Source organism: Streptomyces sp. NPDC090088 (assembly GCF_044747345.1).
Taxonomy (GTDB): Bacteria; Actinomycetota; Actinomycetes; order Streptomycetales; family Streptomycetaceae; genus Streptomyces.
Genome location: NZ_JBIVDZ010000012.1, coordinates 104,404 through 129,469, shown reverse-complemented (window position 1 = coordinate 129,469; position 25,066 = coordinate 104,404). Strand labels below are relative to the sequence as shown.

Sequence of the window (25,066 nt, the reverse complement as noted above, 5' to 3'; positions counted from 1 at the left end):
ATGGGGGCGGGTCTGCCCGCCCACGTCCACGGCCAGGTGGTCCGCAAGGCCCTGCGGGAGGCACGGCCGGCGGGGCCGGCGCTCCCGCAGCTGTGCCGGGCGACCAAGCGCACACCGTCGCAGGTCTGGGCGGGCCTGAGATTCCTGCGGAAGGTCGCGGTCAAGGAAGGACTCCCGCCGGTGACCTACAGCCGACGGGACGGCTTTCAGATGTCGGAGGAGAGCGAGGTCTGGATCTCCTACGAACGGGCGATCTTCCAGGCCGAACTGCACCGGATCACCAACTTCATCACCGGCATCATCGCCCCCCACGCCAGGAAGGCCCCCGACGACGAATGGATCCGCCTGGTCCTGGACCGGCTCGGTGGTGTCAAGGCCACCCTGGAAGTCCTCACCCGCATGGAACGCTGATGACCACGAACGGGACTCGGCCGCCGGCCGTGCGCGAGCGGTGCTACCCCAGTGATACCACGGACGCCGAATGGGCCGTCCTCGAACCGCTGCTGCCCGTCCCGGCCCGTGAGTTGCCCACGGGCGGGCGCCCGGAGAAGCATCCGCGCCGCAACGTCGTCGATGCCATCCGCTACGTCAACGACAATGGCTGCAAGTGGAGGTCGGTTCCCGTCGACTTCGGGATCCCCTGGCGCACGGTCTACGGTTTCTTTCAGAGGTGGCGGGCGAGTGGGGACCTGGCCCGCATCCATGCCGAGCTGCACCAGCTGGTCCGCCTTCACGACGGCCTCAATCCCAACACCGTCGCGGTCATCCTGGACTCCCAGTCCGTCAAGGGCGCGGAGACGGTCGGCCAGGACACCCGCGGTTTCGACGGCGGGAAATTGATCAACGGCAGGAAGCGGCACCTGGCCGTCGACATGCGCGGCATGGCGCTGGCCGTCATGGTCACCAAGGCCTCGCCGCACGACAGCATCCCCGCCCGTGACCAGCTCTTCCGCCTGCGCCTGACCCGTCCCGAACTCGCCGTCGCCTGGGCGGACTCCGCCTACGGCGACGGCTTCGCCGTCCTCGCCAAGCGGTGGCGAGTCGAGCGGGCCATCTCGTGGATCATGAGAGCCCGCAGAAACGTGCGGGACTACGAAAGGCTCATCTCCCACAGCGAGGCTCAGATCACCTGGACCTTCATCACCCTCATGGTCCGCCGCCTCACCCGCCCTCCCCGGCCACCACGCACCTCACCGCACCCCGTCGAACCAGCGAAAGCGGCCGTCAAACCCTCGCCCATACGCATCCGGAAGCAGACGCAGACGATCCGTCTGGCCCCCAGCACCTTGCGCTGATCCCGAACACAGAAGGCCGACGCCGCTGGCGGCCCCGGCCCCGGCCTCGGAACTGGGGACCTCGGGTAATCGACTGTCGCGTATTCCTCGTGCCGAGGGCTCGGGGTCACTGTGAGTGGTCGCCGGGGGCTTGGTGGCGCCAGGTTCCTTCGGCCTCTTCGGCGAGGCGGGCTGTGGTGTCGTCGTGGTAGTCGAGCATCCGGGCGATCAGGTCGTCGCCGGGCTCGATTCCTGACGCTGCCCCCCCCATGCGGCGGGTCTGCCGCATGGGAAACGCCGGGGCTCGGGCGGTGTGGTCAGTGCTGTTCGGGGGCCTTCACGGCCGGTCGGGGCCACGCGTCGGCGATGGAGGTGTTGGGGTCACGCGTGGTCCATTCGAGGACCACGGTGCCGTTGAGACGTTCGAGGACGTACTTGTCACTCCGGTACCAGATTCCCTCGGTGACCCGCTTCCCGGCGAAGTACTTCCGTTCGATGGTTACTTCCCTCTTGTGCTCCTTGACCTCCTCGTGGGTGGTGGTCACCTTCAGTTCGTGGCTGACGGTCGTGCTCAAGGAGGCGCCGAATCCCTTGAAGCCGAAGCTGGCCTCAGCGGTGACCGAGATGCTGGTGGTGTTCTCGACGGTCTTGGCATCAGTGGTCGTCAGGCCCACCGTCGTCTTCTCCGTGTGGGTGTAGTCCGAGGCGCCGCCGTGCTCGTAGGAGAAGACCCGTTCCCAGAAGCCGTACCGGCGCAGGATGTAGTAGGGGCTCTCCTTCGCCTGGCGCCGCAGGTCGTAGGCGGGGTCCTTGACCAGCGGGAAGGGATAGGCCATCGCCCCGACCTCCACCGGCTCCGTCTTCTCGGAGGAGGTCGGACTGTAGCCGGTCATCCGGTGGATGTCGCCGATGCCGGGGTAGGTGGCGTCGGGCAGGTCGAGGATGGGCTTGTACTCGTCCTCGATCTCGAAGAGCCAACGCTGTGAGTCGGCGTTAGGGCTGTCGGCCTGGGTCCATTGCTGGAGGGGGGTCCCCGGATCCGTGCTGTAGGAGAAGGGCTGTACCAGCAACTGGCCCTTGTCGTTGATGACCTCGACGGCGCCGCCGGTCACGTCGTGCAGGAGCCACCGCTGGGCGGGCTGGTCGCTCAGCGGCTGAAGGTGGAACTGCTCCAGGTGCCATCCCGGACTTGCCGAGTTGCGGGCGACGTTCGCCACGAGGCCGCTGGCCTTGTTGGCCAGCAGGTACATGCCGAAGTCGAGCGGGAAGACATGCCAGATCTGGCTGGCCCGATTGTGGTCGGACTGGGGCTGGAGGTGCCACAGCTGAAGCTCCATGGACGCGTCATGGCTGTACGCCCCGACGTTCATGTACAGACCGCTGCGCTTGTTCTTGAGCCGGTACGACCTGCCAGCCGGGATCTGTGGCATCGCGGCCACTCTTTCACTCGCGGAGGATGAGACCCGCCGCTGCACTAGGCAGCAATTATCGTCGTGTACGCGCTATTGCATCACTTAATGCAGCGGTTTAGGAGGATATGAGCCAATCATGAGAGCTTTGTGACGTCTAGGAAGCACTAGGCCACCTGCGCCTCGATCCACCACCTAGTGGCCGGGCTGTGGACGGAGAAATCAGTTAGCCGCAGCGGTCAACAGCGTCAGCGTCGGGTTGCCGGGAAGGGCCCGATGCGGCTGATTCGGGCTTTACTGGTGGGCTCGCGTATTCAACTGTCGCCAGTTCTCCGGAGCCTCCAGCTCGATGGCGGCGCCTGAGTGAGCTAGCCGTTGCCGTCTGAGAGACGTGCGCGCATCAAAGCGGCTGGCCGATCGCCACCGGCGCGGTCGAGGGCGCCTGTCGCCACTTGATCGCCGACCGCCTCGACATCACCGGCGCCCGCTGGGGGCTCCACGGAGCGGAAGCTGTACTGCGAACTGCGTGCTGTCGTCTCCAACGGCGACCTCGACCCGTACTGGCGCCACCACGCCGCCCGCGAACACGAACGGCTCTACCCCGCACCCGACCAGCCGAACTACGACGACACGCGGCACGCCGACCTGACCGGCAGCGATCACCTCTCAGGGCGAATCGCCAGGAACCGGCCACCTCAGTCGGCCCCCTCAGGCTGGCGCGCACCTGAATGATCGAGACTGGGGTTACGAGTGGGTGCCGGAATGCGAGGCGGAGGATGCCGATGCGGCCAGATGAGTTCGGCGCCGTCAACGGTGACCCCACCTTCGACAGCGGCCCTGCCCTGAACGAATTCTTCGCTCACTGCGCCACCCACCGAGTCGACGACGCCGACATCTCGGGCGACTGGTACACGAAGCGGCAGCGGAGCGAACCATCGTCGGGAAAACCGCCGCGGCGGTAGTGCCGCCCGTGCCCTCCGGGCGCACCTCGCCCAGGAGACGTCAGAACACCACGAGCGGGGCGTTCGGACCGGGCTCGTTGTCGAAGCGGAAGTTGAATCTCGCCTCGCCTCTGGAGCAGCTCATGGTGGTGACGATCTCGGTTCCCCAGCCGAAGTCGGTGTCGTCACCAAGACAGGTGCTGCGGTTCGCCGGGTGATCGACGCCGAAAGGCCGGCCTCCGTGTACCTGACGCTCACCGATGTCCACGGGATGCGATGGCCCGGTGCGGACCGCACGGTGGCAGCGGATGTCTGCGGGGTCGGCGTGCTAGCCGGATTCGGAAGCGCCGCGCAGGCCACCGGGGAACGCTTCGACACCACCGCGCAGCGCACCCGCGAGAGCTCGCCTCTTGTCATGATCCGGCTCACAGCCCCGGCACGATCGCCCTCATGGCGTCCGCACCTGAGTGCGACGCCGTCGAGGCTGTCATCACCGCCGGCTGACGCCGGGGGCCGGCACGATCAGCCGGAGGGGCGGCACGATCAGCCGGGGCGGCACGTGTATGCCCGCGGCTGATCGTGCTTGTCATGCGGAGGCCGGACGGGATGTGTCGTTTCCCGCCCCCGCGCGACGCGTCGGTGCTCATCCGGCGTTGATGACCACCGCCTTGACCTGGGTCCAGTCCTCCAGGTAGTCCGGGCCCATGGAGCGGCCGAAGCCACTGTGCTTGTAGCCGCCGAACGGGGTGCCGATCGAGCCGTTCGGGCCGCCGTCGCCGACCGTGTTGACAGCGACCTGGCCGGCCTGGACCCGGCGGGCGAGGCGGACCGCGCGGCCGATGTCCCGCGTCCAGACGGTGGCGGTCAGGCCGTAGCGGGTGCCGTTGGCGATCGAGACGGCCTCCTCCTCGTCCTCGTAGGTGAGGACCGACAGCACCGGACCGAAGATCTCCTCCTGGGCGATCCGCATGCCGGGTGTCACCCGGTCGAAGAGGGTGGGCTCGACGAAGTATCCGCCGTCGTAGGGAGCCCCGGTGAGCTTGCCGCCGCCGATGATCACCTCGGCGCCCTCTTCCCGGCCGATGGCCAGGTAGTCCAGCACCCTCTTCTCCTGGCGGGCGTTGATGAGCGGGCCCATGTCGACCGGCTGGTCCCACAGCCCGACGCGTACGGCACGGAAGGCGTCGGCGATCGCGGAGACGAGGCGGTCGTGGAGGGAGGAGTGGACCAGGACGCGGGAACCGGCGGCGCAGACCTGGCCGCTGTTCATGATGATGCTGCGCACGATCGCTGGAACGGCCCTGTCGAGGTCGGCGTCGGGCAGCACGATCTGCGGGGACTTGCCGCCCAACTCCAGTTGCAGGGGTATGAGGTTGCGGGCGCACGCCTCCATCACGGCGGTGCCGGTGGCGGGGGAGCCGGTGAAGCTCATCTTGCGGATGCCGGGGTGGGCGGGCAGCGCCGCGCCCGCCTCCGAGCCGTACCCGGTGACGACGTTCAGGACGCCCGGCGGGAGGCCCGCCTCCTGGGCGAGACGGGCCAGGTAGAGGGCGGTGAGCGGGGCGTCCTCGGCCGGTTTGAGGACGACGGTGTTGCCGGCCGCGATCGGGGCCGCCGTGTTGAAGACGGTCATCGGGCCGGGCGCGTTCCACGGGATGATCGCGCCGACCACGCCGTACGGCTCGCGCAGGGTCAGGCCCAGCACGTCGGGGGAGCGGGTGGGGAGGGTGTCGCCGAAAACCTTGTCGGCCTTGCCCGCGAGGTAGGTCAGGCGCGCGGCGATGGGGGAGGGGCCGACCGGGTGGCCGACCTCCATGGCCTCCAGGCGGTTGATGTCGTCGTCGTGTTCACGTACCAACTCGGCCCATCGGTACAGCAGTTCGCCGCGCGTGGCGGGGCTGGTGTCGCGCCAGGCGGGCAGGGCGCGTTCGGCGGCGCGTACGGCGTCGTCGACGTCCTCGGCGGTGCCGCGCGGGACGCGGGCGAGCAGGGCGCCGGTGGCGGGGTCGAGGACGTCGATGACGGCCTTGGAGCGGGCGGGGACCCACTCGCCGTCGATCAGGTGCGTGCCGTCGGGCAGCAGAGCCGCGATCTCGGCGTGGGCAGGTGCGGTGGTGGTCATTTCGATCCTTTGGGGAGGAGGGCTCACGCCTGCTGGCCGGCGGCAATCTCGTCGTAGCGGTGGCAGGCGACGGCCACCCCGTCGCGGTCGGTCAGCTCAGGCGGTGTCGTCCAGCAGATGTCCTGCGCGAACGGGCAGCGCCGGGCGAAGGCGCAGCCCCCGCCGCCACGGTCGGCGGACGGGGCGGTGATGCGGAGCCGCTGGGCCTGGCGGCGGCGCTGGACCACCGGATCCGGCACCGGCGCGGCGGCCAGCAGGGCGCGGGTGTACGGGTGGGCGGGGGCCTCGGCGACCCGGGCCGCCGGGCCGCGTTCGACGACCCGGCCGGCGTACAGGACGACGATGGTGTCGCTCAGGTAGCGGACCACGGCCAGGTCGTGCGAGATGAAGAGATAGCTCAGGCCGCGGGTCTGCTTGAGCCGGGCCAGCAGGTTGAGCACCTGCGCCTGCACGGAGAGGTCGAGAGCGCTGACCGCCTCGTCGCACACGACGAAGTCCGGTTCCATGACCAACGCCCGGGCGATGGCGATGCGTTGACGCTGGCCACCGGAGAACGCCGCCGGGTAGCGGTGGGCGGCGCCGGGCGGCAGGCCGACGTCGTCCAGGGCGCGCAGGACACGCGCGCGGATCTCGTCGGCGGGTAGCCCCAGGTTGTACCGCAGGGCCTCGCCGAGGGTGTCGCCCACGGTGTGCGCCGGGTTCATGGAGCCGTACGGGTCCTGGAAGACCACCTGCATCCGGCGGGCCAGCGACCGGCGGTCGGCACGTGTGCTGTGGGTGATGTCCGCGCCGTCGAATTCGACGGTACCTCCGGTCGCCGGCACGAGCCCGAGGACGGCCGACCCGATGGTCGACTTGCCGGAGCCGGACTCGCCGACCAGGCCGACGGTCTCGCCGCGGCCGACGGTCAGGTCCACGCCGCGTACGGCGTTGACGTCGCCGCCCCGCAGCCGGGACCGGCGGTAGGTGACGTCCAGGCCGCGCACCCGCAGGAGTTCGGTGTCCGTGGCCGGCAACAACCCGGTGACCGCGCTCTGTTCAGTCATGCGGGCCTCCTCCGATGAGTTCGAGCGGGCGGATGCACCGCGCCGACCGTTCCGGTTCCACCAGATGGGAGATCACGACGGGTTTCTCCTTGCACGCCTCGGTCACCCGCGGGCAGCGGTTCTGGAAGTGGCAGCCCACCGGCCACTCGGGCGGCGGCGGCACCGCGCCCTCCACGGCACGCAGCGGTTCGCCCGGCACCGCGTGGTGCGGGTCGGAGTCCAGCAGCCCGGCCGTGTAGGGGTGGGCCGGCGCGCTGACCAGCGCGGTGACCTCCGCCTCCTCGACGACCTCCCCGGCGTACATCACCACGGCCCGGTCGCACAGGTCGGCGAGCACCCCCCAGTCGTGGGTGATGAGGACGACGGCCGTCCCGGTGCTCTGCAACTCCCGCAGCAGGTCGAGGATCTCGGCCTGCACGGTCACGTCGAGCGCGGTGGTCGGCTCGTCCGCGATGACCAGGGTGGGGTCGCCGGCCAACGCCGCGGCGATACCGACGCGTTGGGCCATGCCGCCGGACAACTGGTGGGGGAAGCTGGCGGCGACGCGGGCCGGGTCGGGCAGCCGTACCTTCTCGAAGAGTTCGAGCGCCCGCTGCCGGGCCTCCTTGCGCGAGCAGCCGGTGTGGACGCGGACGGCCTCGGCGACCTGGGCACCCGCCGTGAACGACGGGTCCAGGCTGGAGATCGGGTCCTGGGAGATCCAGCCGATACGACGGCCGCGCACCGTGCGCAGTGCCGCCGCGTCCACCTGGGCGAGGTCGGCGTTCTCGAAGAGGATGGTGCCGGAGACGATCCGGCCGCCCGCGGGCAGCATGCCCAGCAGCGAGGTCGCGGTGATCGTCTTGCCGCAGCCGGTCTCGCCGACGATGCCCAGGACCTCGCCGGCCCTGAGGTCGAAGGACACGTCCCGGATGACGTCGGTGGGCGTGCCCTCGATGGTCAGGGACACGGTCAGACCGCGTACGGAGAGCAGGGCGTCCGCGTCGGGTTCCTCGACGGCACGAGAGGTGTCCGGGGCCTCGGCCCGGGGCGGCTCGGGCGCGGCTCCCCGCGGCCGGCCCATGCGGCGGGAGGGCGGCTTGTCGGCCGGGGGCGCGTACCGTTCGGCCAGGGTGTCGCGCAGGCCGTCGCTGAGCAGGCCGAGTGCCAGGATGAAGCTGATGATCATGAAGCCGGAGGGGACCAGGAGCCACGGGTCGGTGCCGATGTTCTTGGACGCCTCGGCGATCATGCTGCCCCAGCTGGCCTCGGTGGTGCCCAGGCCGAGGAAGCCGAGTCCGGTCTCCAGGAGTACGGCGTAGGCGCCGTAGACGGAGGCCTGGACGAGGATGACTCCGGTGACGCGGGGCAGGACGTGCCGGCGGATGATCACGCGGTCCCGGATGCCGTTGGCGACGGCGGCGCGGACGTACAGCTCCTCCTTCACCCCCAGGGTGGCCGAGCGCACGACCCGGGCCAGCAGCGGGGCGCCGAGCAGGCCGTTGGCGGCCATCGCGGCGCTCTCGTCGTTGGTGAAGACCGAGAGGACCACGAGGAGCACGATGATGACCGGGACGGCCGAGACCAGGTCGGCGCTCTTGAGGACGAACCGGTCGAACCAGCCGCCTCGGTAACCGGCGATCATGCCCGCCGGGACGCCGATCGTGAGGTACACCGCGAGCGTGATCACCACACCGAGGAGCGTGACCTGGCCGCCGTGCATCAGCCGGCTGAGCACGTCCCGGCCCAGCTCGCCGGTGCCCAGCCAGTGCGCCCCGCTCGGACCCTGCAGCGCCGCGGTCAGATCCTGCTGGTCCGGGTCGTAGGGCGCGATCCAGGTGGCCAGCAGGGTGACCAGCAGGACGAGCAGCAGGTAGGAAGCGGAGACGGCCGAGGCCGGCCTGCGCAGCAACCGCGCGGCGAAACCGCGCCGTGCCACCGCCGGACGGCCCTCCTGCCGCGTGGTCGGACCCTGAGGGGTCGGTCGGCCTTTCATGTCCGCACCTTCGGGTTGAGCATCGTGTACACCACTTCGATCAGGAGGTTGACCAGCATCACGGTCACGGTGAAGACGAGGGCGACGCCCTGGACCATGGGGATGTCCTGGGTCTGTGCGGCGGTCACGGCGAGCCCGCCGAGGCCCGGCATCACGAAGAGCGTCTCGGCGAGCACCGTGCCGCCGAACAGCGTCACGACGACCACGCCCAGGACGGTGACGATCGGCGCGGCCGCGTTGCGCAGCACGTGCCGGAAGATCACCGACCGCTCGGGGATGCCGCGGGCCCGCAACACCCGCACGTACTCGCGGTTCAGCTGGGTGAGCACGCTGTCCCGGGTCTGCTTGGCCACCGGCGCGGTGGCCGGCACGCCCAGCGTGAGCACCGGCAGGACCAGCGACTCGAACCACCGCACCGGAGAGTCGGTGAGCGGCACGTATCCCGAGACGGGGAACAGCGGCAGTTGCACGGCCAGCGCGGTCATCAGGACCAGCCCGAACCAGAAGTTCGGCACGGCGAGACCGACCAGCGAGATGCCGTCCACCGCCCGTCCCAGCCAGCCGCCCTTGAGCGCGCTGAGCACGCCGAGCGCCACTCCGGCGACGGCGGCCACCAGGATGGCGCCGCCGATCAGCGAGACGGTGACGCCCACGCGGGAGGTGAGCTGATCGCTCACCGGTACGCCGGAGGTGATCGAGTCACCGAGATCGCCGTGCAGGGCGGAGGTCAGCCAGTCCCAGTAGCGGACCGGCAGGGAGTGGTCGAGGCCGAGCTGCTGGTCGAGGGCCTTGACCTGGGCGGGACTGGCGTTCGCGCCGAGGATGGTGCGACCGGGGTCGCCCGGCACCAGGCTGGTCAGGACGAAGGTCAGGACGGTCACCCCGAACACCACCGGGATGGCGCCGACCAGCCATCGGAAGAGGATCCTGTGCATCTCACCTCACTTCTTGGTCCGGGCGGCCCCCGGAGTCAGGTAGGGGCCGCCCGGGGCTCTTACTTGGTGGCGTAGATGGCCAGCGGGCTCACGAAGGGGGCGCCCGCGCTGACCTTGACCCCGCCGATGCCGGGGCGGACGTAGTAGTTGACCGGGGTGAAGGCGACCGGGGCGAACCAGGCGTTCTTCACCAGGTACTCCTGCATCTGCCGGTCGAGCTTCGCGCGCTCGGCGGGCTCGGCGGCCGCCGCCTTGTCGAACAGGCTGGTCAGCTCCGGCGCGGTGCTGCCGAAGCCGTTGAAGACCTTGGAGCCGGGCATGAACAGGTCCAGGCCCTCCAGGTACATCGGCTCCTCGGTGAAGCCGCCGGAGACCGCGGGGTACTTGTGGTTGGTCTGGTTCTCGACGAAGGAGGTGATGCTGGTGACCGCGGTGACCTTGACCTTGATGCCGACCTTGGAGAGCTGTCCGGCGATCGCCTCGGCCATGGTGTCGAACCCGACGAACGTGGCCGCGAGGACCGGCAGTTCGAAGCCGTCGGCATATCCGGCTTCCTTCAGGAGCTGCTTGGCCTTCGCCGGGTCGTAGGGGTATTCCTTCGCCAGGTCGGCCGAATAGCCGTCGCCGCCCTTGATGACGGTCTGCACGGTCGGGGTCCCGGCGGAGCCGAGCAACGCCTTCGTGACGGCGTCGCGGTCGATGGCGTAGTTGATCGCCTGGCGCACCCGGACGTCACCGAGCGGCTTGGACACCTCGCCCGCGCGGTCGATGAGGCTCAGGCCCTGGAGGATCACCGGCAGTCCGACGGTGCTCATGCCGGCGGACTTCGCGGAGGCGGCGGAGGTGTAGTCGCCCTTGTAGACGTCGATCTGACCCGTCTTCATGGCGTTGACCGCGGTCTGGCCGTTCTGCACGATCCGGATGACGATCTTCTTGTAGTGCTGCTTGGACTTGTCGTAGTAGTCCGGGTTGGCGGTGTACGTGTAGTGGTCGCCCGCCACGCTGTCGGAGGGCTGGTAGATGTACGGGCCCGCCCCCTGGCTGGTCTTGGTCGGCGTCAGGCTGGATGCCGAGGCGAGGCCCTTGGGGCTGATGATCTGGCCGATGCCGTACGACTGGGTCAGCAGCGTCGGCAGGATCGGGTTCGCCTTCGCCAGCTTGATCGTCAGACTCAGCGCACCGGTGGCCGTGATGGTGGCGTCGGTCAGGTAGTGCGCCTGATTGCCCTGGGCCTTCTTCGCGTACTCCAGCGACGCCTTCACCGCGTCGGCGGTCACCGCCTCGCCGTCCGCGAACGTCACCCCGGAGCGCAGGGTGACGGACAGCTCCGTGTTTCCGGTGCCGACGTACTTCCAGGACTTGGCGAGCGCCGGCTGCACGGTGCCGTCGGGGGAGAGGTAGAACAGCGACTCGTAGGACAGCATCGTGAAGTCGACGAAGCCCAGGTCGAGGCTGCCCGGGTTGAGGGTGGGCGGGGCTTGCTGCTCGGCGACGGTCAGGGTGTCGCCGGCGACGGGCTTGCCGCTGCTCGCGGCGCCCGCGGCGGTGTTGGTGCCGCCACCGCAGGCGGCCAGGGTGAGCGAGAGGGCCGTGCACGCGGCGGCGAGGCCGACCCGCGCGGAGGCGACTCGGGAGGCCGTGCGGGTTCTGGGGGCGGGGCTGTCTGACGGTACAACGTGGGCGTTCATGTCTCTCCTTGCTCGGAGCCAGGCGGGGCGGGCCCGTGGGCATCGCGGCTCTGGGCTCCACGGGGAACCTGCTACGACGGCAGGGGAACTCGGCGGAAGCACTGCGCCCGCCGATGGCAGACGGCGGAGGTGCCGGGACTCGCAGCGTCTGTCCGGGAGGTCCCGCCCGCGTCATGTGCGGGAAGGGGCGATTCGGCCGACAGGCCGGGAGAAGAAGGGGCGATACGTCGCGGGGGCCGCCGTAGGACCGCGCCCGATCGGGGACGGTGCCAGGCCGGCGGTGACTGATGAGCGGCGACGAACCGGAGGTGCTCCCGCTGCTCGCGAGGGACTTGCTCAGGTGCTGCGCCCCACCGGGGGCTGTCCGGTGAGGCCGGGCGCGGTGTGCGTCTGGTGCGCTGACGGCGAGACGCGATCTGCCCGGTGCTGTAACCCTGCTGAAACGGTGCGGTGCTGTCTACGGGTCGTACAAGAGGAATGGGGCGACAGACCCGAAAGATAAGCGTGCTTGCGGTGACCGGTCAATCGGCCGGATCCGCCGTACTCGGGGGGACGTGAGGCGAGGGCGTGGGGCTCAGCCCAGCAGGCCGCGCAGCGCGTCGGCCGTGGACCGCACGACGTCGGACCAGCCCAGGAGTGTTGTGCGTGTCTCCAGGAACGTGATGGTCGAGACGCTCACGCCGCCGATCACCGTGCCGCGGGTGTCCCGCACGGGCGCGCCGATGCAGCGGATGCCGATCTCGTTCTCCTCCTCCTCGATCGCGAAGCCGCGTTCTCGTACCCGTGCCAGTTCCGCGCGCAGCTCTGCCGGGTCGGTGAGGGAGTTCTCCGTTCTGGCCGGCAGCCCGGTGCTCGTCACCAGCCTGCCCAGCTCGTCGTCCGGCAGGCCGGCGAGGACGCACTTGCCGATCGCCGTGGTGTGCAACGGCTGCTGCATGCCCACCCGGGAGGACTCCTGCACCGGGTTCGGACCTGCCACCTTGACCAGGTAGGTGAGGGCGTCACCGGTCCGGATGCCCATGTGCACGGTGTTGGCGGTCCGCCGGCTGAGAACCTCCAGCTCCGCGCGCATCGCCTGGTCCTCGGCGCAGCCCTGGGTGACCCGGGCGGCCAGGGCGCGGATCCGCGGGCCGGGGCCGTAGCCGCCGGACCCGTCGGAGGCCAGGAAGCCGATCGCCACCAGGTTCTGCAGGATGCGGTGCGCGCTGGCCTTGGGGACGCCGGCGGCTGCCGCGATGTCGCCCAGCCGGTGCGGGTAACCGGGGGCCGAGGCGGCCTCCAGCAGATTGAGCGCCTTGTCGGTGGCGTTGCCGGCCGCGGAGCTGCGCCCGCTGCGGCCCGCCGCCTGTGAGTCCTCTGAAGTTTCGATCCCGGCCATTGACAGGCTCCAGTCGTAGGGCTTCACTGATGGCCATTCCAGCGTTCCGCTAAAAGATACACCATTCTACGTAGTGGAACACCGGGGCGGCGGGAACGGAGGGCTGCCGTCACCCGCCTCGGAGGACCCCGGGCCGCACTTGAGACCCACCGAGAGGAAACACCCGTGGCGCAGAAGGTTCACAAGGTGAGCACCACGCCCGAGCAGATGGCGGAGATCGAACAGAAGTGGATCGACGAGGTCCGTGAGGACCAGGAGCTCACCACCTTCGGTCTCTACCCCCAGCCCTCGCGCGGCAGTGCCGACGCGGAAGGCAGCTACCAGCTCTACCTGCCGCCCCAGTACGCGACCGAACCCGAACGACGCTTCCCTGTCGTCTACTGGCTGCACGGCGGGTTCGGCAACGCCCGGCAGGGTTCAGAAATGGTTGCGCGGATCGACAAGGCCGTCAGGAACGAGGTCATCCCGCCCACGATCGTCGTCGTACCGCAGATCCTGCCGATCGGCTGGTACGTCGACTCCAAGGACGGTGCCCGCCCGCTCGCCCAGATCACCGCCTTCGACCTGGTCCACCACATGGACACCACCTACCGCACGGTCCCGGAGGCCGCCGCCCGCACCGTCGAGGGCTTCTCCATGGGCGGGTTCGGCGCCCTGCACCTGGGCCTGAAGTACCCGAAGGTCTTCGGGAAGGTGTCCGCGGTCGCCCCCGCGATCCTGCGCGACCTCAAGGACGAGCCCGAGGACCGGGTCAACAACACCTACTTCGGGGACCAGGAGTACTACGACCTCTGCCACCCCTGGAGCCTGGTCCTCGCCAATGCCCCGGAGTTGCGGCGCACCAGCCAGGTCCGGCTGCTGTCCGGCCGCCTGGACACCCGCCTCGCACCCACCATCCGCGACCTCGACGCCCGCTTCACCGATCTCGGTGTCCCGCACGACTTCTTCGAGTTCCCCGACGCCGACCACGAGTACCCGGACATCATGGACGGCTACGGCGACAAGTACTACGCCTGGTGGCGCACCGCCTGACGAGCAGGCGAACTGCGCGCCGCGCGAACCGAGAGCCTCCGTACGGGGCGCCGCCCGCGCCCGAGCCGCCCATCGCTCCTTTCCCGGTGGACCGTCGCGACCTCGGTCCGCCGGCGCCGGCTGCCCGTGCCCAGGGGGCGCCTCCCCCTTTCCCGTCAAGGCCACGAGGCCGGCCTGCCGTCGGCGCACCTCGTGCCGGGCGGGACCTGCCCCCGGGCACGGGTTCCTCCGACGGACTTTCGCCGTCGCCTCCTCTCTTCCGGGCACACCGGCACCACCGGGTGACCCCACCCCTCCTCGAAAGGGCCGCACGACCATGCGCCTGACCCCCCTGACCAGCCTCACCCCCGAGCAGACCGAGCTCCTCGAAGCCATCGTCGGACCCGGAATCGAAGAACCCCCGCCACCCTTCCTCGTCTGGGCGCGCAACATGGAACTGGCGCACTGGGTCGAGCACCTCGGCCGCTACTGCCGGAACGAGTCGCGGTTCCCGCAGCGGCTGCGTGAACTGAGCGTGCTGATCGCCGGCCGCCACTTCGACAGCCAGTCCGCCTGGAACGCCCACATCCAGCAGGCGGTCGCCGAGGGTATCCCGGCCGAGTGCCTGGAGCGGCTCGCGCGCGGCGAGGACCCCGAGTTCAAGGCCGAGGACGAGCGCGTCTTCCACGCCTTCGCCCACGAGATGCTCCACGACCACTTCGTCACCGACGAGACCTACGCCGCCGCCATCGGCCTCTTCGGCGAGGAAGGCGTCCTCGACCTCATCGGCTGCATCGGCAGCTTCTCCATGTCCGCCATGATGCTCAACACCTTCCGGATCCCGCTGCGGCCGCACCTGCCGCGGCCGTTCACGGATGTCGACGGCTTCCAGCACGTCATCGGGGGCGAGGCCTGATGCCGCACTCGCCCCTGGACCTGCTCGACGAACTCCTCGACCAGGACGGCACGGAGGCCGCGGCCCATCGCTTCATCCTCGGCGGCCCGTTCGGCGCCGAGCCGGCCGAGGCCTCCGCCGAGCGCCTGACCCACTTCGCCGACGAGGGCGGCCTGATGGTCGAAACCTCACACAGCTACGCCAAGGGACAGGCCGAGCCGGCGATCGGTACCTGGCTGCGCAGAAATCCCAACACGCTCGCCGTGGTCACCAAGGTCGGGCACGACACCACCGGAGCCGACCTTCCGCTCGATCGCGGCACCGTCCACAGCCATGTACGGGCCGCGCTGGACAACCTGTGCGTCGACACCATCGACCTTCTCCTCTATCACTGCGACGACCCGGCCCGCCCCGTCGCCGAACTCGCGGACACGCTCGTGAGCCTCGTCGAAGCCGGGTACGTCCGGCGCGTGGGCGCCTCCAACTGGCAGGCGGAGCGCCTGTCCGCACTCGTCGTCGAACTGGCCGAGCGGGGCCACACCCCGGTCGCCAGCTACCAGTTCAGCCTCGCCGAACCCGACCCGGCGCTGCTGGGCGGAAGCCTGCACGCCGACCGTGCCGTCATGGACGTCGTGCGCGAGAACCGGCTGCCCCTGCTCGCCTGGTCCTCGCAAGCGCGTGGCTTCTTCGCCCGCGACGAGGCCCCGCGGCCCGACAGCCGACCGGATCCGTACGACACCGACGGCAACCGCGCCCGCCGCCGCCGATGCCGTGAACTCGCCGACCAGCTCGGCACCCGGCCCGAGACGGTCGCCCTGGCCTGGACCCTGCATCACCCCGAGGTGTGGCCGTCCATCGGCGCGCGGACCACCGACCAGATCGACCGCTCCCTGGAGGCTCGCCGCCTGCCGCTGACCAGCGCCCAGGTCCGCTGGCTCCGGCACGGCCGGTGAGGGCCGTCGTCCGCCGGAACGGCACCGTCTCATCACCGCCGCACCGCCCCCGAGTACCAGCGAAGGTCGCGGTGTGCGGGGTGTTCGTCGCCGCGAACTTCATGGCGATCATGGACACCACGATCGTCAACGTCGCGCTCCCGGCCCTCGGCCGCGACTTCGCCGTGGACACCTCCGGCCTCGGCTCCGTCAACGTCGGCTACCTCGTGGCCATGGCGGTCTTCATCCCTGTGTCCGGCTGGCTCACCCGCCGTTTCGGCACCCGGCGTATCGCCCTCGTCGCTCTGCTGCTGTTCACGGCGGCCTCGGGCCTGTGCGCCACCGCCGGTTCCCTGACGGCACTCACGGGATACCGCGTCCTGCAGGGCACCGGCGGTGGGCTGCTCGCCCCCGTCGGTATGACGATGCTCCTGCGTGCCTTCCCCGTCGCCGAGCGACTGCGCGCGCAGAAGTACGTCATGCTGCCGACCGCCGTGGCACCCGCGCTGGGACCGGTCCTGGGCGGCTGGCTGGTGGACACCGTCTCCTGGCACTGGGTCTTCCTCGTCAACGTGCCCGTCGGAGCCCTGGCCCTGCTCTTCGGGCTGTGGGTGCTGCCCGACTTCCCCGGCTCGGGCGCACCCCGATTCGACAGCCAGGGATTCGTCCTGGCCGGCGGTGGGCTGGCCGCGGTCCTCTACGCTCTCACCAGGGCCCCGGACGAAGGCTGGGGGAGTGGTGGCGTCCTCGTCCCATTGGCCGGCGGCGCCGTGCTGCTGACGCTGCTGGTGCCGTGGGAGCTGCGCACCGGACATCCCATGGTCGATCTGCGGATCGTCGAGGACCAGCTCTTCCGTACCACTCAGTTGGCCCTGCTCCCGATGGGCGCGGCCTTCATGGGCGTTCTCTACCTGTACCCGCAACTCCTGCAGACAGGCGTGGGCTACGACGCCCTCCACGCGGGCCTGGCCACGTTTCCGGAGGCCCTCGGCATGCTGACGGCCTCCCAACTCGTGCCCCGGCTGCACGACAGGGCAGGTCCGAGCCGCCTCATGGCCGGCGGCGGCGCCGCGGCCGCGCTTGTCGTGGTCTTCCTGGCGACCACGGTCGGCGAGGCGCCGCCCTTCACCCTCTACCCGGCGATGTATCTGCTCGGCTGCTCCGTGGGCCTCCTGTTCGCCAGCGGCCAGAACGCCGCCTTCGTCACCGTCCCGGCCGCCCGCACCGCCGATGCCACCACCGTCCTCAACATGCAACGGCAGATCGCCGCCGCTTTCGGGGTGGCCCTGGCCGCGACCCTGTCCCAGGCGGGTGCCGACACCGGCACGGTGGGCGCCTACCGCGTCGGCTTGCTCACCATGGCGGCCGTGAGCCTCTGCGCCTCCGCTCTCGCCCTCCGCGTCAGCGACCGCCGGGTCAGGGAGGGATACTCCGCCGACGCCGCCAGGGCCCCGGACGACGAGTCGGCGCACCCGGGGTGAGCGGCTGGCCCTGCCCCCAGGACACTCGGCCTCGCCCGCGGTGTGACGTCATCCGGTTCGACGCGCAACGCGCCCGCGAGCGCCGAGGAGGGGGCGCCGGCCAAGACGGGCAGGAACCAGCCCGCCAAGAAGCGTCGACGGCCGTGCTCGTGCCGTCTTCGGTTCGCGGGAGGTCGGCGACGAGGAGTGGTACCGGAGCGCTCAGGACCGGGATCAGAATGAGGTGTCCCCCGTTCAGGAGTGACGGCCCGTCAGTCCCCGTGGCCGTCTGCCGAACAGGAGGTGGGTGCGGCCGATACGTGGTCCAGCGTCCGGTGTTGCGGCGAGTCTGGCGCTGGGCCGTGTGGGGCGGCGCCATGGGGGCGCACCACATCGAAGAACGCGTCCAGCGGGACGCCCCCGAACCGCACCCCGTTGGCTGTGCGGGGGCGGCCGGTGAAGCCCCGGGGGATGTTCATGCTTCAACCGTACGACGTCCGATCGGGTGCTCCGACCCAGGTCAGGGCACCGATCATTGCGGCCTTGTGAACGATCCGAGGGCGCGGGAATAGCGGTCGTGCGCCTGTCCTTGGCGCTGAGTGCGGCTGCCGGGACACCGGTGACAGCATCAGAGAGCGAGGAAGAACGATGCCCAAGGCGTATGTCTACACCAGGCACGGCGGGCCCGAGACCGAGGCCTTCGCCGAGGTGGACCGCCCGAGTCCCGGCCCCGGTGAGCTGCTGATCGCGGTGCGCGCGGCGGGGGTGAACCCCGTGGACTGGAAACTGCGCAACGGCTTCCGCCGCCCCGGCGAGGGTGAGGCGCGCTTCCCCGTCGTCCTCGGCAGCGAGGCCGCCGGTGTCGTCGAGGCGACCGGCGAGGGCGTGAGCGGGTTCACGGCCGGCGACGAGGTCTTCGGCAACACGGCAGGCGGCGCGTTCGCCGAGTACGCCCTGCTGAAGGCGTCCTTGACCGCGCACAAGCCCGCCGCCCTGTCGTTCACCGACGCCGCCACCCTGCCGGTCGCCGCGGCCACCGCCTACGACGGCGTGCGCCAGCTCGACCTGCCCGAGGGCGCGACCCTGCTGGTCACCGGTGCCGGTGGCGGGGTCGGCGCGGCGACCGTGCAGATCGCCCGCGCCTGGGGCCTGCGGGTCCTGGGCGTGGCGAGCGAGGCCAAGAAGGACTTCGTCGAGTCCCTCGGCGCCGTGCACGTGGCCTCCGGCCCCGACCTGGCCGCGCGGGTGCGGGCCGCCGCGCCCCAGGGCGTGGACGGGGTCTACGACCTGGTCGGCGGCGAGGTCCTCGCCGAGGCGGCCGGACTGCTCGCCGACCGCACCAAGCTGATCACCGCGGGCGCCGCACCCGACGAGGTCGCCGCGCTGGGCGGGGCCCGCGTCGAGCGTGCCCGGACCGCCGCCGTCCTGGACGAGGTCGCCGAACTCGTCGTCGGCGGCGAGCTCGACCCGCACATCTCGCAGACCTTCCCGCTGGAGAGGGCCGACCGGGCGCTGCGCGCCGTCGAGGACGGGCACACCCTCGGCAAGATCGTGATCGAGGTCGCCATATGAGCGTGCCCAGCTCCAGTCCGAGTCCCGGCTCCAGCACGAGCCCCGGTGCCGCCGACGCCCCGCACATCCTGGACAACCCCGCCCTCGCCTCGCTGACCGGCCCGCACGCCCACTTCGCCGAACGGCGCGGGCGCATCCTGCGCTACCCGGTCGACGTCTCCCCGTGGCTGGCCCTGCCGGACGAGCCGGACGCCCAGGACTGGGCCGATCTCGCCGCCCTGGCCGGACCCGGCGCGGAGATCGGGCTGCCCGGCTTCCGCGGGGAACTCCCGGACGGCTGGGACCTCACGTTCGACGTAGAGGGCGTGCAGCTGGTGGACGAGGGCATGGAGACCGCCCCGGAGCCGACGGCGGTCCGCCTCGGCCCCGCCGACGTGCCCGAGATCCTCGACCTGGTCGAACGCACCCGGCCCGGCCCGTTCCTGCCCCGCACCGTCGAACTCGGCACCTACCTGGGCATCCGCCGCGACGGCAGGCTGATCGCGCTGGCGGGGGAGCGGCTGCACCCGCCGGGCTGGACCGAGATCAGCGCGGTGTGCACCGACCCGGCGTACCGCGGGGAGGGGCTCGCGACCCGGCTGATCCGCGCGATCGGCCACGGCATCCGGGAACGCGGCGAGACCCCGTTCCTGCACACCGGCGCCGGGAACACCAACGCGATCCGGCTCTACGAGTCCCTGGGCTTCCGCATCCGCCGCCGTACCGCCTTCATCGCGGTCCGGGTGCCCGAGGCGCGCGGTCAGGCCTCGCCGGTGCCCGCCGACGTCCCGGCGTTGTAGCGCTCCAGATAACCGGCGAACCTGACCAGGTCCTCCTCCGGCCAGTCCGCCAGCCGCTCCCGGAAGGCGGCCCGGCGGCTCCGGGTGACCTGGGCCAGGATCTCCTCCCCGGCCTCCGTCAGATGCAGCACCTGGACCCGGTGGTCCTCCGGGTCCAGGCGCCGCTCGATCAGCCCCGACCGCTCCAGTGCCGCCACCTGGCGGCTGACGGTCGACTTGTCCAGCGCGTAGTGCGCGGCCAGGTCGGTCGCCCGGCAGCCGCCGCGCTCCTCCAGATGCCCGAGGAGCGTGTACGACACCAGCGACAGCTCGGGGTGCATTCGTCCGGCCGACGCCCTGGCCCGGCGCGCGAAGACCGTCATCTCGCGCTGGATGGTCTCGACGGCCGTCTCCGCCGCCGTCACGGCAGGACCTTCGACCGCGGCACCGCCACCGGCAACACCCTCACGGGAATACCTCCTCCGACGTTCTAGTTGTATAGTACAACTTGAGTGTGAGTTGTATAAGCCAACCAATTGCTCGGAAGAGCTGAGAAGAACCGGAGGTCGTCCGCGATGAGGTCACCGGCACTGCGTCATGTGCTCACGCACCTGATCACCCCCCTGCTGATGTGCCTGGGCATGGGGCTCGCCTATATGGGCGCGTTCGTCCACCCGGAGCCGAACCACATGCCCGTGGCCGTGGTCGGCGCCGGACCGGAGGCGAAGGTGTTGGCGCAGACCATCAAGGACACCGCGGGGGACCGGCTCGACGTCCGTACCGTCCCCACCCGCGCCGAGGCCGTCGACCTGCTGAAGTCCCGGACCGTGACCGGCGCCTTCGTACCGAGCGCCAAGGCCCCGGAGCTGATCGTCGCCAGTGCCGCCTCCGACATGGGCGCCACCGCCGTGGAGAAGGTCTTCACCCCGGTCGCCGACCAGGAGGGCGTCCCGCTGAAGGTCACCGACGTGGCCAGGCCGGTCGCCGACGACCCCACGGGACAGGGCCTGTTCTTCCTGCTCATCGCCGTCAGCATCGGCTCCTACGCCTCGGTGGCCGCCCTCGGCGCGGCCGGTGCGGGACTCCCGATACGGATCCGCGCGCTGCTCGCGCTCGGCGTCTCCGCCGTCGTCAGCGGCATCGGCGCGCTGCTCGCCGGACCGGTGTTCCACCTCGCCCACCACGACCTCGCCGGCGTCTGGGGTCTTACCTGGCTCTACTCGGCCGGCATCCTCCTCATCGGCGTCGGCCTGCACACCTTCCTCAAGCGGTGGACCACGCTGACCATGATGGTGCTGTTCGTGATGCTCAACTTCACCAGCTCCGGCGGGCTGTTCCGGCCCGAACTGCAGAACGGCTTCTTCGGCGCCCTGCACGCCTTCTGGAACGGCGCCGGCTTCGTCGAGGGCACCCGCAGCCTGCTGTACTTCGGCGGCGACGGCCTGAGCGGGAACGTCGTCACCCTGGCGGTCTGGCTGCTGGCCGGCCTCGCGGTCACCGCGATCGCCGCGCTGTACGAGCGGACCAGGGCGACCCCGGCCGCGACCGTGGTCGTAGCGGCATCGCACGCGGAACCGGCGGCCCGGGCCGCTGCCGCCGAGGAAGAGACCGAGGAGGAGGCCGAGGAGACGGTCGGGGTGTGAACCGCCGATCCGATCCGCGGCCCCGAAAACCCCCTGACCGCGGCCCCGCCGCCCGGATAGGCTCCCCGCGATGCTCTCACTCTCCGACACCACCGCCGTCGTCTCCGCGCTGCGCACCGCCGGGTGCGTCTTCGCCGAGGACGAGGCGGAGCTGATCCTCGCCACCGCCCGCACCCCGGAGGAACTGGCCACGATGGTGGACCGGCGCGCCTCCGGACAGCCCCTCGAACACGTTGTCGGCTGGGCGGAGTTCCACGGGCTGCGCGTGCTCGTGGAACCGGGCGTGTTCGTGCCCCGCCGCCGTACCGAGTTCCTGGTCGACCAGGCCCTCGCCCAGGTTCCCGGCGCGTCCGTCGTCGTGGACCTGTGCTGCGGCTCCGGCGCGGTCGGCGCGGCCCTCGCCGCCGCTCTCGGAGACATCGAGCTGCACGCGGCCGACATCGACCCGGCCGCCGTCGGCTGCGCCCGCCGCAACATCGCCCCCTACGGCGGCCACGCCCACGCCGGTGACCTCTTCGACGCCCTGCCCGCCGCCCTGCGCGGCCGCGTCGGCATCCTCGCGGCCAACGTGCCCTACGTCCCCACCGGCGAGGTGGGACTGCTGCCCGCCGAGGCCCGCGACCACGAGCCGCTGGTCGCCCTCGACGGCGGCGGCGACGGACTCGACGTGCTGCGTCGCGTCGCCGCCGAGGCACCCCGGTGGCTGGCCCCCGGCGGCTGCGTCCTCGTCGAGACCAGCGAACGCCAGGCCGAAATGGCCGTCGAGGCCTTCGCCCGCGCGGGACTCAGGACGCGGCTCGCGGTGTCGGAGGAGCTCTACGCGAACGTCGTGATCGGCGTACGCGACCAAGTCGGCCAGGTCGACCAGGTCGGCTAGGTCGTCGCCCCGCTGCCCGAGGGGCTCGGCGCCGGGGAGCGGTCGCCGGGGCGCGTCCAGGGGCCGCCGCGGTCGTGCATGCCGCCCCGGCCCATGCCCGTGAAGTCGCCGGAGAGCGCGGCGGAGGCGGAGAGCTTGCCGTCGTCCCCGCGCGTGCCGACCAGGAAGACCGTGGCGTCCTTCTTCAGCGAGTCCGCGTCGCCGCGCACCTTGACGCCCGAGCCCACGGTCCAGGTCCACGACGTACCGTCGTCGCTCTTCACGGTGACCTGGTCGCCGTCCGTCTTCTCGACCGTGCCCCGCTGCCAGACCTTGACCACGTACTTCCCGGTGTCCGGGTCCTTGACGGTCGCCTCGCCGTGCACCCCCATGCCGCCCATGCCGAACCAGCCGCCGTGTCCGGGGCCGTGCCCGTCGGGGGAGGGGGCCGCCGAGGGTGCGCCGGAGGCGGCCGGCGGGGTCGGGGAGCCGCTCGTGCCGGAACCGGCGGCGAACGCCACCGTCCCGCCGAGAGCCAGTGCCCCCGCCACGAAGGCCACGGTCACCGCCCGGGTGCGGGTGGACTGCCGGCGCCAGCGGTCACGCAGCGGCGCGCCCGGTTCGCGGTCGGCTCCCGGTCCCGACAGCACCTCCCACTCGGGGGCGGCCTGCGGGGGACGGTCCGGCATCGGCGGAACGGACGGGCCGGTTCCGTCGCCGTCACGGCGGTTTTCCTGCTCCGGTTCGTGCGTCACGGCTCGCTCCCATCGGCGAACGGCACGCGGCATCGCGATGCATGCCTCTCTGTGAAGTGTGGGTGTTCGCCGATAAGAACCCGATAACGAGTGCCTGTGAATTCCATGAACCCCTGGCCGCGGACGCGCAGACCGGTGGACGCCGTGGCCGCCGGGCGTTCGGCTACGGCAGTTCCTGCGCCCGCGCGATGAGCAGGGCCACGTCGTCGTGGTTGTCGGGGTGGTGCAGCTCCCGCAGCAGCAGGTCGCAGACCTCCTCCAGCGGACGGGCGGGGTCGTCGAGGAGGGCCAGCAGCGCGTCCAGCCGTTCGTCCAGGGAGTGGCTGCGGGTCTCGACCAGACCGTCGGTGTAGAAGACCAGCTCGTCGCCGGGCTCGAAGTCCACGGTCGTCGTGGAGAAGGGGATCCCGCCCACGCCCAGCGGCACCCCGGTGGGCAGGTCGAGCAGTTCCGGCGGGCGGCCGGGGCGGAGCCGGGCCGGCGGCAGATGGCCGGCGTTGGCGATCCGGCACTGCCGCAGACGCGGATCGTGCACGGCGTACACGCAGGTCGCGATGGAGTGGTCGAGGCCCGAGGTGGTCTTGTCCAGATGCTCCAGCAGGACCGCCGGGTCCAGCCCCAGCGAGGTCAGGGTGGTGGTCGCGGTCCGCAGCCGGCCCATGGTCGCGGCCGCGTTGATACCGCTGCCCATCACATCGCCCACCACGAGCGCCGTACGGCCGCCCTCCAGCGGGATCACGTCGAACCAGTCCCCGCCCACCTCGACGGTCTCGCCCGCCGGCTGATAGCGGGAGGCCACCTCCAGGCCGGTGGTGACCCGGGGATGGGTGGGCAGCAGGCTGCGTTGCAGGGTCAGCGCGGTGGTGCGGGCGTTCTGGTACCAGCGGGCGTTGTCGATCTGCACGGCCGCCCGCGCCGCCAGCTCCCGGGCCAGCAGCAGATCGTCGTCGTCGAAGGGCGCCGGATTGCGGGTGCGCTTGAGTTCCAGGGCACCCAGCACCTCGCCGCGCGCGATCAGCGGCACCGCCAGATACGAGTGCACCCCGGCCCGGCCCAGCAGCACGGCGGCCTCGGAGGAGGCGGCGATCCTCGGCAGGTCCTCGTCCTCGACCCGCCGGACGACGACGGCCTCCCCGGTCCGTACACACTCGGTGATCAGCCGGTCCGGCGCGTACCGGGCGACCGTGCCCGGCGCCTGGACCGCCTGCTCCGCCTCCGCCTCCTGCTCCGCACGGACCGCGAGGGCGCGGAGCAGGGCGGGCTCGGCCGGGCCGAGCGTACTGCGGCGGCCCTCGACCACCGTGTCCAGCAGGTCCACGGCGGCCACGTCGGCCAGCTCGGGCACGGCGACCTCGGTCAGCTCACGGGCGGTGCGGTCCAGGTCCAGGGTGGTGCCGATCCGGGCGGAGGCGTCGGCGATCAGCGCGAGGCGCCGACGCGCGTTCTCCGCCTCGACACCGGCCCGGTACGGCTCGGTGATGTCGACCACCGAGGTGGCCACGCCCAGCACGTTGTCCGACGCGTCGTCCAGCCGGTAGACCGACACCGACCAGATGTGCTCCTCGTCCGGATCGGCCGGCGTACGGCCCACCGCGGACTGGTCGATCATCGGCTCACCGGTCCGCAGCACCCGCAGATACGCCGACTCCAGTGCGTCGGCGTCCAGGAAGGGCAGCACCTCGCGGATCGTCCGCCCCACGTGCTCCTCGGCCGGGACACCGTTGATCCGCTCCAGCGCCGGATTGACCGAGACGAACCGCAGCTCCGTGTCGAAGACGGCCAGCCCGATCGGCGACTGCTGCACGATCCGCTCGGACAGCGCCACGTCCTGCTCCAGCCGGCGCACCGTCGACTGGTCGGCGGCGAGACCCAGCGCGAACACGTCGCCGTTGTCGTCCATGAGCCGCATGTTGCGGAACTCGACCACCAGGCTGGTGCCGTCCTTGCGCCGGATCGGGAAACCGCCCGCCCAGCTCTGACCGGTGATCATCACGTCCGCGAAGAGCTTGCCGACCAGTTCGATATGGCGCTCTTCCACCATCAGCCGGGCCGCGTACTGCCCCAGCGCCTCCTGCGCCGAGTAGCCGAACAGCTCCTCCGCCTGCGGGCTCCACAGCACGATCCGCCCCTTGGCGTCCAGCACCACCGAGGCCACGCTCAGGACGTCCAGCAGTCCGCCCGGGCGCACGGGGCCGCGCACGGGGTCCTCGCCCGCGGGCACCGAAGCCTCCGCTGGACTCATCGCACGCACCGCCTTCGTACCTCCGTACGGCACGTCGTCCCCCGTGCCGGGTCCCCTTGTTCTATCGCGCACACACCCGACTCTCCGACGTCGCCGCCGACTTTTCCACCATCTCTCAACACGGCCGGATCTGTACGGCGAAGAGGCCAGAGAGACGGAAGAGGCGTGAGTTCA

At 71.1% G+C, this 25,066-nt stretch carries 22 protein-coding genes and 1 pseudogene; 11 read left to right on the top strand and 12 right to left on the bottom strand.

The window, feature by feature from the left end; all coding sequences use genetic code 11:
- Complete coding sequence (locus ACIPSJ_RS45200; RefSeq protein ID WP_401355051.1) at window positions 1–411, top strand: hypothetical protein; 411 nt, start codon at window positions 1–3, stop codon at window positions 409–411.
- Window positions 411–1,295, top strand: coding sequence for an IS5 family transposase (locus ACIPSJ_RS45195; RefSeq protein WP_401355048.1), 885 nt, complete (start codon window positions 411–413; stop codon window positions 1,293–1,295). The genes ACIPSJ_RS45200 and ACIPSJ_RS45195 overlap by 1 nt, the downstream gene beginning before the upstream one ends.
- A 106-nt stretch (window positions 1,296–1,401) precedes the next feature.
- Here ACIPSJ_RS45195 and ACIPSJ_RS45190 read toward each other — a convergent pair whose 3' ends face one another.
- Window positions 1,402–1,545, bottom strand: a complete 144-nt coding sequence (locus ACIPSJ_RS45190; RefSeq protein WP_401355045.1) for a hypothetical protein — start codon at window positions 1,543–1,545, stop codon at window positions 1,402–1,404.
- Between the two features lie 46 nt (window positions 1,546–1,591).
- The gene (locus ACIPSJ_RS45185; RefSeq protein ID WP_401355043.1) at window positions 1,592–2,704 is read right to left on the bottom strand and encodes an RICIN domain-containing protein; all 1,113 of its coding nucleotides are present in this window, start codon (window positions 2,702–2,704) and stop codon (window positions 1,592–1,594) included.
- Between the two features lie 380 nt (window positions 2,705–3,084).
- On the opposite strand from ACIPSJ_RS45185, the pseudogene ACIPSJ_RS45180 reads away from it, so the two are divergent.
- Window positions 3,085–3,415 (top strand): annotated as a pseudogene (locus ACIPSJ_RS45180) (hypothetical protein); the annotation flags it as partial.
- A gap of 270 nt (window positions 3,416–3,685) precedes the next feature.
- On the opposite strand, the gene ACIPSJ_RS45175 reads toward ACIPSJ_RS45180, so the two are convergent.
- The 7 genes from ACIPSJ_RS45175 to ACIPSJ_RS45145 all read right to left on the bottom strand — a co-directional run bounded on the left by ACIPSJ_RS45175 (window position 3,686) and on the right by ACIPSJ_RS45145 (window position 12,768).
- Window positions 3,686–3,892 (bottom strand): hypothetical protein, encoded by a 207-nt coding sequence (locus ACIPSJ_RS45175; RefSeq protein WP_401355041.1) that lies wholly within the window; start codon window positions 3,890–3,892, stop codon window positions 3,686–3,688.
- A gap of 375 nt (window positions 3,893–4,267) precedes the next feature.
- The gene (locus tag ACIPSJ_RS45170; RefSeq protein ID WP_401355039.1) at window positions 4,268–5,746 is read right to left on the bottom strand and encodes an aldehyde dehydrogenase family protein; all 1,479 of its coding nucleotides are present in this window, start codon (window positions 5,744–5,746) and stop codon (window positions 4,268–4,270) included.
- A 23-nt stretch (window positions 5,747–5,769) separates the two neighbouring features.
- On the bottom strand, window positions 5,770–6,792 hold the full coding sequence (locus ACIPSJ_RS45165; protein WP_401355036.1) for an ABC transporter ATP-binding protein: 1,023 nt from the start codon (window positions 6,790–6,792) through the stop codon (window positions 5,770–5,772).
- Complete coding sequence (locus ACIPSJ_RS45160) at window positions 6,785–8,767, bottom strand: dipeptide/oligopeptide/nickel ABC transporter permease/ATP-binding protein (protein WP_401355033.1); 1,983 nt, start codon at window positions 8,765–8,767, stop codon at window positions 6,785–6,787. The genes ACIPSJ_RS45165 and ACIPSJ_RS45160 overlap by 8 nt, the downstream gene beginning before the upstream one ends.
- Window positions 8,764–9,702 carry an ABC transporter permease gene (locus tag ACIPSJ_RS45155; protein ID WP_359224071.1) on the bottom strand — a complete coding sequence of 313 codons (939 nt, stop codon included), beginning with the start codon at window positions 9,700–9,702 and terminating at the stop codon, window positions 8,764–8,766. Before ACIPSJ_RS45155 ends, ACIPSJ_RS45160 begins: the two co-directional genes overlap by 4 nt.
- Before the next feature lie 59 nt (window positions 9,703–9,761).
- Window positions 9,762–11,390, bottom strand: coding sequence for an ABC transporter substrate-binding protein (locus tag ACIPSJ_RS45150; protein ID WP_401355031.1), 1,629 nt, complete (start codon window positions 11,388–11,390; stop codon window positions 9,762–9,764).
- Between the two features lie 574 nt (window positions 11,391–11,964).
- Entirely contained in the window at window positions 11,965–12,768 is an 804-nt protein-coding gene (locus tag ACIPSJ_RS45145; RefSeq protein WP_401355029.1) for an IclR family transcriptional regulator, read from the bottom strand.
- A 165-nt stretch (window positions 12,769–12,933) separates the two neighbouring features.
- On the opposite strand from ACIPSJ_RS45145, the gene ACIPSJ_RS45140 reads away from it, so the two are divergent.
- The 6 genes from ACIPSJ_RS45140 to ACIPSJ_RS45115 all read left to right on the top strand — a co-directional run bounded on the left by ACIPSJ_RS45140 (window position 12,934) and on the right by ACIPSJ_RS45115 (window position 19,417).
- Entirely contained in the window at window positions 12,934–13,800 is an 867-nt protein-coding gene (locus tag ACIPSJ_RS45140; protein ID WP_401355027.1) for an alpha/beta hydrolase, read from the top strand.
- Window positions 13,801–14,116: 316 nt separating this feature from the next.
- On the top strand, window positions 14,117–14,695 hold the full coding sequence (locus tag ACIPSJ_RS45135) for a carboxymuconolactone decarboxylase family protein (RefSeq protein ID WP_401355024.1): 579 nt from the start codon (window positions 14,117–14,119) through the stop codon (window positions 14,693–14,695).
- Window positions 14,695–15,627 (top strand): aldo/keto reductase, encoded by a 933-nt coding sequence (locus ACIPSJ_RS45130; protein ID WP_401355021.1) that lies wholly within the window; start codon window positions 14,695–14,697, stop codon window positions 15,625–15,627. Before ACIPSJ_RS45135 ends, ACIPSJ_RS45130 begins: the two co-directional genes overlap by 1 nt.
- A gap of 80 nt (window positions 15,628–15,707) precedes the next feature.
- Entirely contained in the window at window positions 15,708–17,087 is a 1,380-nt protein-coding gene (locus tag ACIPSJ_RS45125) for a DHA2 family efflux MFS transporter permease subunit (RefSeq protein ID WP_401355019.1), read from the top strand.
- Window positions 17,088–17,714: 627 nt separating this feature from the next.
- Window positions 17,715–18,638, top strand: a complete 924-nt coding sequence (locus ACIPSJ_RS45120; RefSeq protein WP_401355017.1) for a zinc-binding alcohol dehydrogenase family protein — start codon at window positions 17,715–17,717, stop codon at window positions 18,636–18,638.
- Complete coding sequence (locus ACIPSJ_RS45115) at window positions 18,635–19,417, top strand: GNAT family N-acetyltransferase (protein ID WP_359224088.1); 783 nt, start codon at window positions 18,635–18,637, stop codon at window positions 19,415–19,417. The genes ACIPSJ_RS45120 and ACIPSJ_RS45115 overlap by 4 nt, the downstream gene beginning before the upstream one ends.
- Here the strand turns inward: ACIPSJ_RS45115 and ACIPSJ_RS45110 are convergent.
- Window positions 19,378–19,779: a MarR family winged helix-turn-helix transcriptional regulator gene (locus ACIPSJ_RS45110; RefSeq protein WP_359224138.1), complete on the bottom strand. Its 402-nt coding sequence runs from the start codon at window positions 19,777–19,779 to the stop codon at window positions 19,378–19,380. The two genes, ACIPSJ_RS45115 and ACIPSJ_RS45110, sit on opposite strands and share 40 nt — an antisense overlap.
- Window positions 19,780–19,971: 192 nt before the next feature.
- Between ACIPSJ_RS45110 and ACIPSJ_RS45105 the strand changes: the two genes are divergently transcribed.
- On the top strand, window positions 19,972–21,039 hold the full coding sequence (locus tag ACIPSJ_RS45105; RefSeq protein ID WP_401355014.1) for a hypothetical protein: 1,068 nt from the start codon (window positions 19,972–19,974) through the stop codon (window positions 21,037–21,039).
- Between the two features lie 70 nt (window positions 21,040–21,109).
- Complete coding sequence (locus ACIPSJ_RS45100) at window positions 21,110–21,916, top strand: putative protein N(5)-glutamine methyltransferase (protein ID WP_401355011.1); 807 nt, start codon at window positions 21,110–21,112, stop codon at window positions 21,914–21,916.
- On the opposite strand, the gene ACIPSJ_RS45095 is transcribed toward ACIPSJ_RS45100, so the two are convergent.
- Window positions 21,913–22,650: a hypothetical protein gene (locus tag ACIPSJ_RS45095; RefSeq protein WP_401355009.1), complete on the bottom strand. Its 738-nt coding sequence runs from the start codon at window positions 22,648–22,650 to the stop codon at window positions 21,913–21,915. The genes ACIPSJ_RS45100 and ACIPSJ_RS45095 overlap by 4 nt on opposite strands.
- 163 nt (window positions 22,651–22,813) lie before the next feature.
- Complete coding sequence (locus ACIPSJ_RS45090) at window positions 22,814–24,892, bottom strand: SpoIIE family protein phosphatase (protein ID WP_359224097.1); 2,079 nt, start codon at window positions 24,890–24,892, stop codon at window positions 22,814–22,816.
- Window positions 24,893–25,066: the final 174 nt, after the last annotated feature.

What these genes read in the sequence shown, in the direction of transcription:
- ACIPSJ_RS45195 (WP_401355048.1), top strand. Translation starts at nt 411, where the DNA reads ATGACCACGAACGGGACTCGGCCGCCGGCCGTGCGCGAGCGGTGCTAC.
- ACIPSJ_RS45090 (WP_359224097.1), bottom strand. Translation starts at nt 24,892, where the DNA reads ATGAGTCCAGCGGAGGCTTCGGTGCCCGCGGGCGAGGACCCCGTGCGC.
- ACIPSJ_RS45160 (WP_401355033.1), bottom strand. Translation starts at nt 8,767, where the DNA reads ATGAAAGGCCGACCGACCCCTCAGGGTCCGACCACGCGGCAGGAGGGC.
- ACIPSJ_RS45115 (WP_359224088.1), top strand. Translation starts at nt 18,635, where the DNA reads ATGAGCGTGCCCAGCTCCAGTCCGAGTCCCGGCTCCAGCACGAGCCCC.
- ACIPSJ_RS45200 (WP_401355051.1), top strand. Translation starts at nt 1, where the DNA reads ATGGGGGCGGGTCTGCCCGCCCACGTCCACGGCCAGGTGGTCCGCAAG.
- ACIPSJ_RS45170 (WP_401355039.1), bottom strand. Translation starts at nt 5,746, where the DNA reads ATGACCACCACCGCACCTGCCCACGCCGAGATCGCGGCTCTGCTGCCC.
- ACIPSJ_RS45135 (WP_401355024.1), top strand. Translation starts at nt 14,117, where the DNA reads ATGCGCCTGACCCCCCTGACCAGCCTCACCCCCGAGCAGACCGAGCTC.
- ACIPSJ_RS45190 (WP_401355045.1), bottom strand. Translation starts at nt 1,545, where the DNA reads ATGGGGGGGGCAGCGTCAGGAATCGAGCCCGGCGACGACCTGATCGCC.
- ACIPSJ_RS45145 (WP_401355029.1), bottom strand. Translation starts at nt 12,768, where the DNA reads ATGGCCGGGATCGAAACTTCAGAGGACTCACAGGCGGCGGGCCGCAGC.
- ACIPSJ_RS45155 (WP_359224071.1), bottom strand. Translation starts at nt 9,702, where the DNA reads ATGCACAGGATCCTCTTCCGATGGCTGGTCGGCGCCATCCCGGTGGTG.
- ACIPSJ_RS45100 (WP_401355011.1), top strand. Translation starts at nt 21,110, where the DNA reads ATGCTCTCACTCTCCGACACCACCGCCGTCGTCTCCGCGCTGCGCACC.
- ACIPSJ_RS45185 (WP_401355043.1), bottom strand. Translation starts at nt 2,704, where the DNA reads ATGCCACAGATCCCGGCTGGCAGGTCGTACCGGCTCAAGAACAAGCGC.
- ACIPSJ_RS45150 (WP_401355031.1), bottom strand. Translation starts at nt 11,390, where the DNA reads ATGAACGCCCACGTTGTACCGTCAGACAGCCCCGCCCCCAGAACCCGC.
- ACIPSJ_RS45130 (WP_401355021.1), top strand. Translation starts at nt 14,695, where the DNA reads ATGCCGCACTCGCCCCTGGACCTGCTCGACGAACTCCTCGACCAGGAC.
- ACIPSJ_RS45120 (WP_401355017.1), top strand. Translation starts at nt 17,715, where the DNA reads ATGCCCAAGGCGTATGTCTACACCAGGCACGGCGGGCCCGAGACCGAG.
- ACIPSJ_RS45165 (WP_401355036.1), bottom strand. Translation starts at nt 6,792, where the DNA reads ATGACTGAACAGAGCGCGGTCACCGGGTTGTTGCCGGCCACGGACACC.
- ACIPSJ_RS45110 (WP_359224138.1), bottom strand. Translation starts at nt 19,779, where the DNA reads ATGACGGTCTTCGCGCGCCGGGCCAGGGCGTCGGCCGGACGAATGCAC.
- ACIPSJ_RS45105 (WP_401355014.1), top strand. Translation starts at nt 19,972, where the DNA reads ATGAGGTCACCGGCACTGCGTCATGTGCTCACGCACCTGATCACCCCC.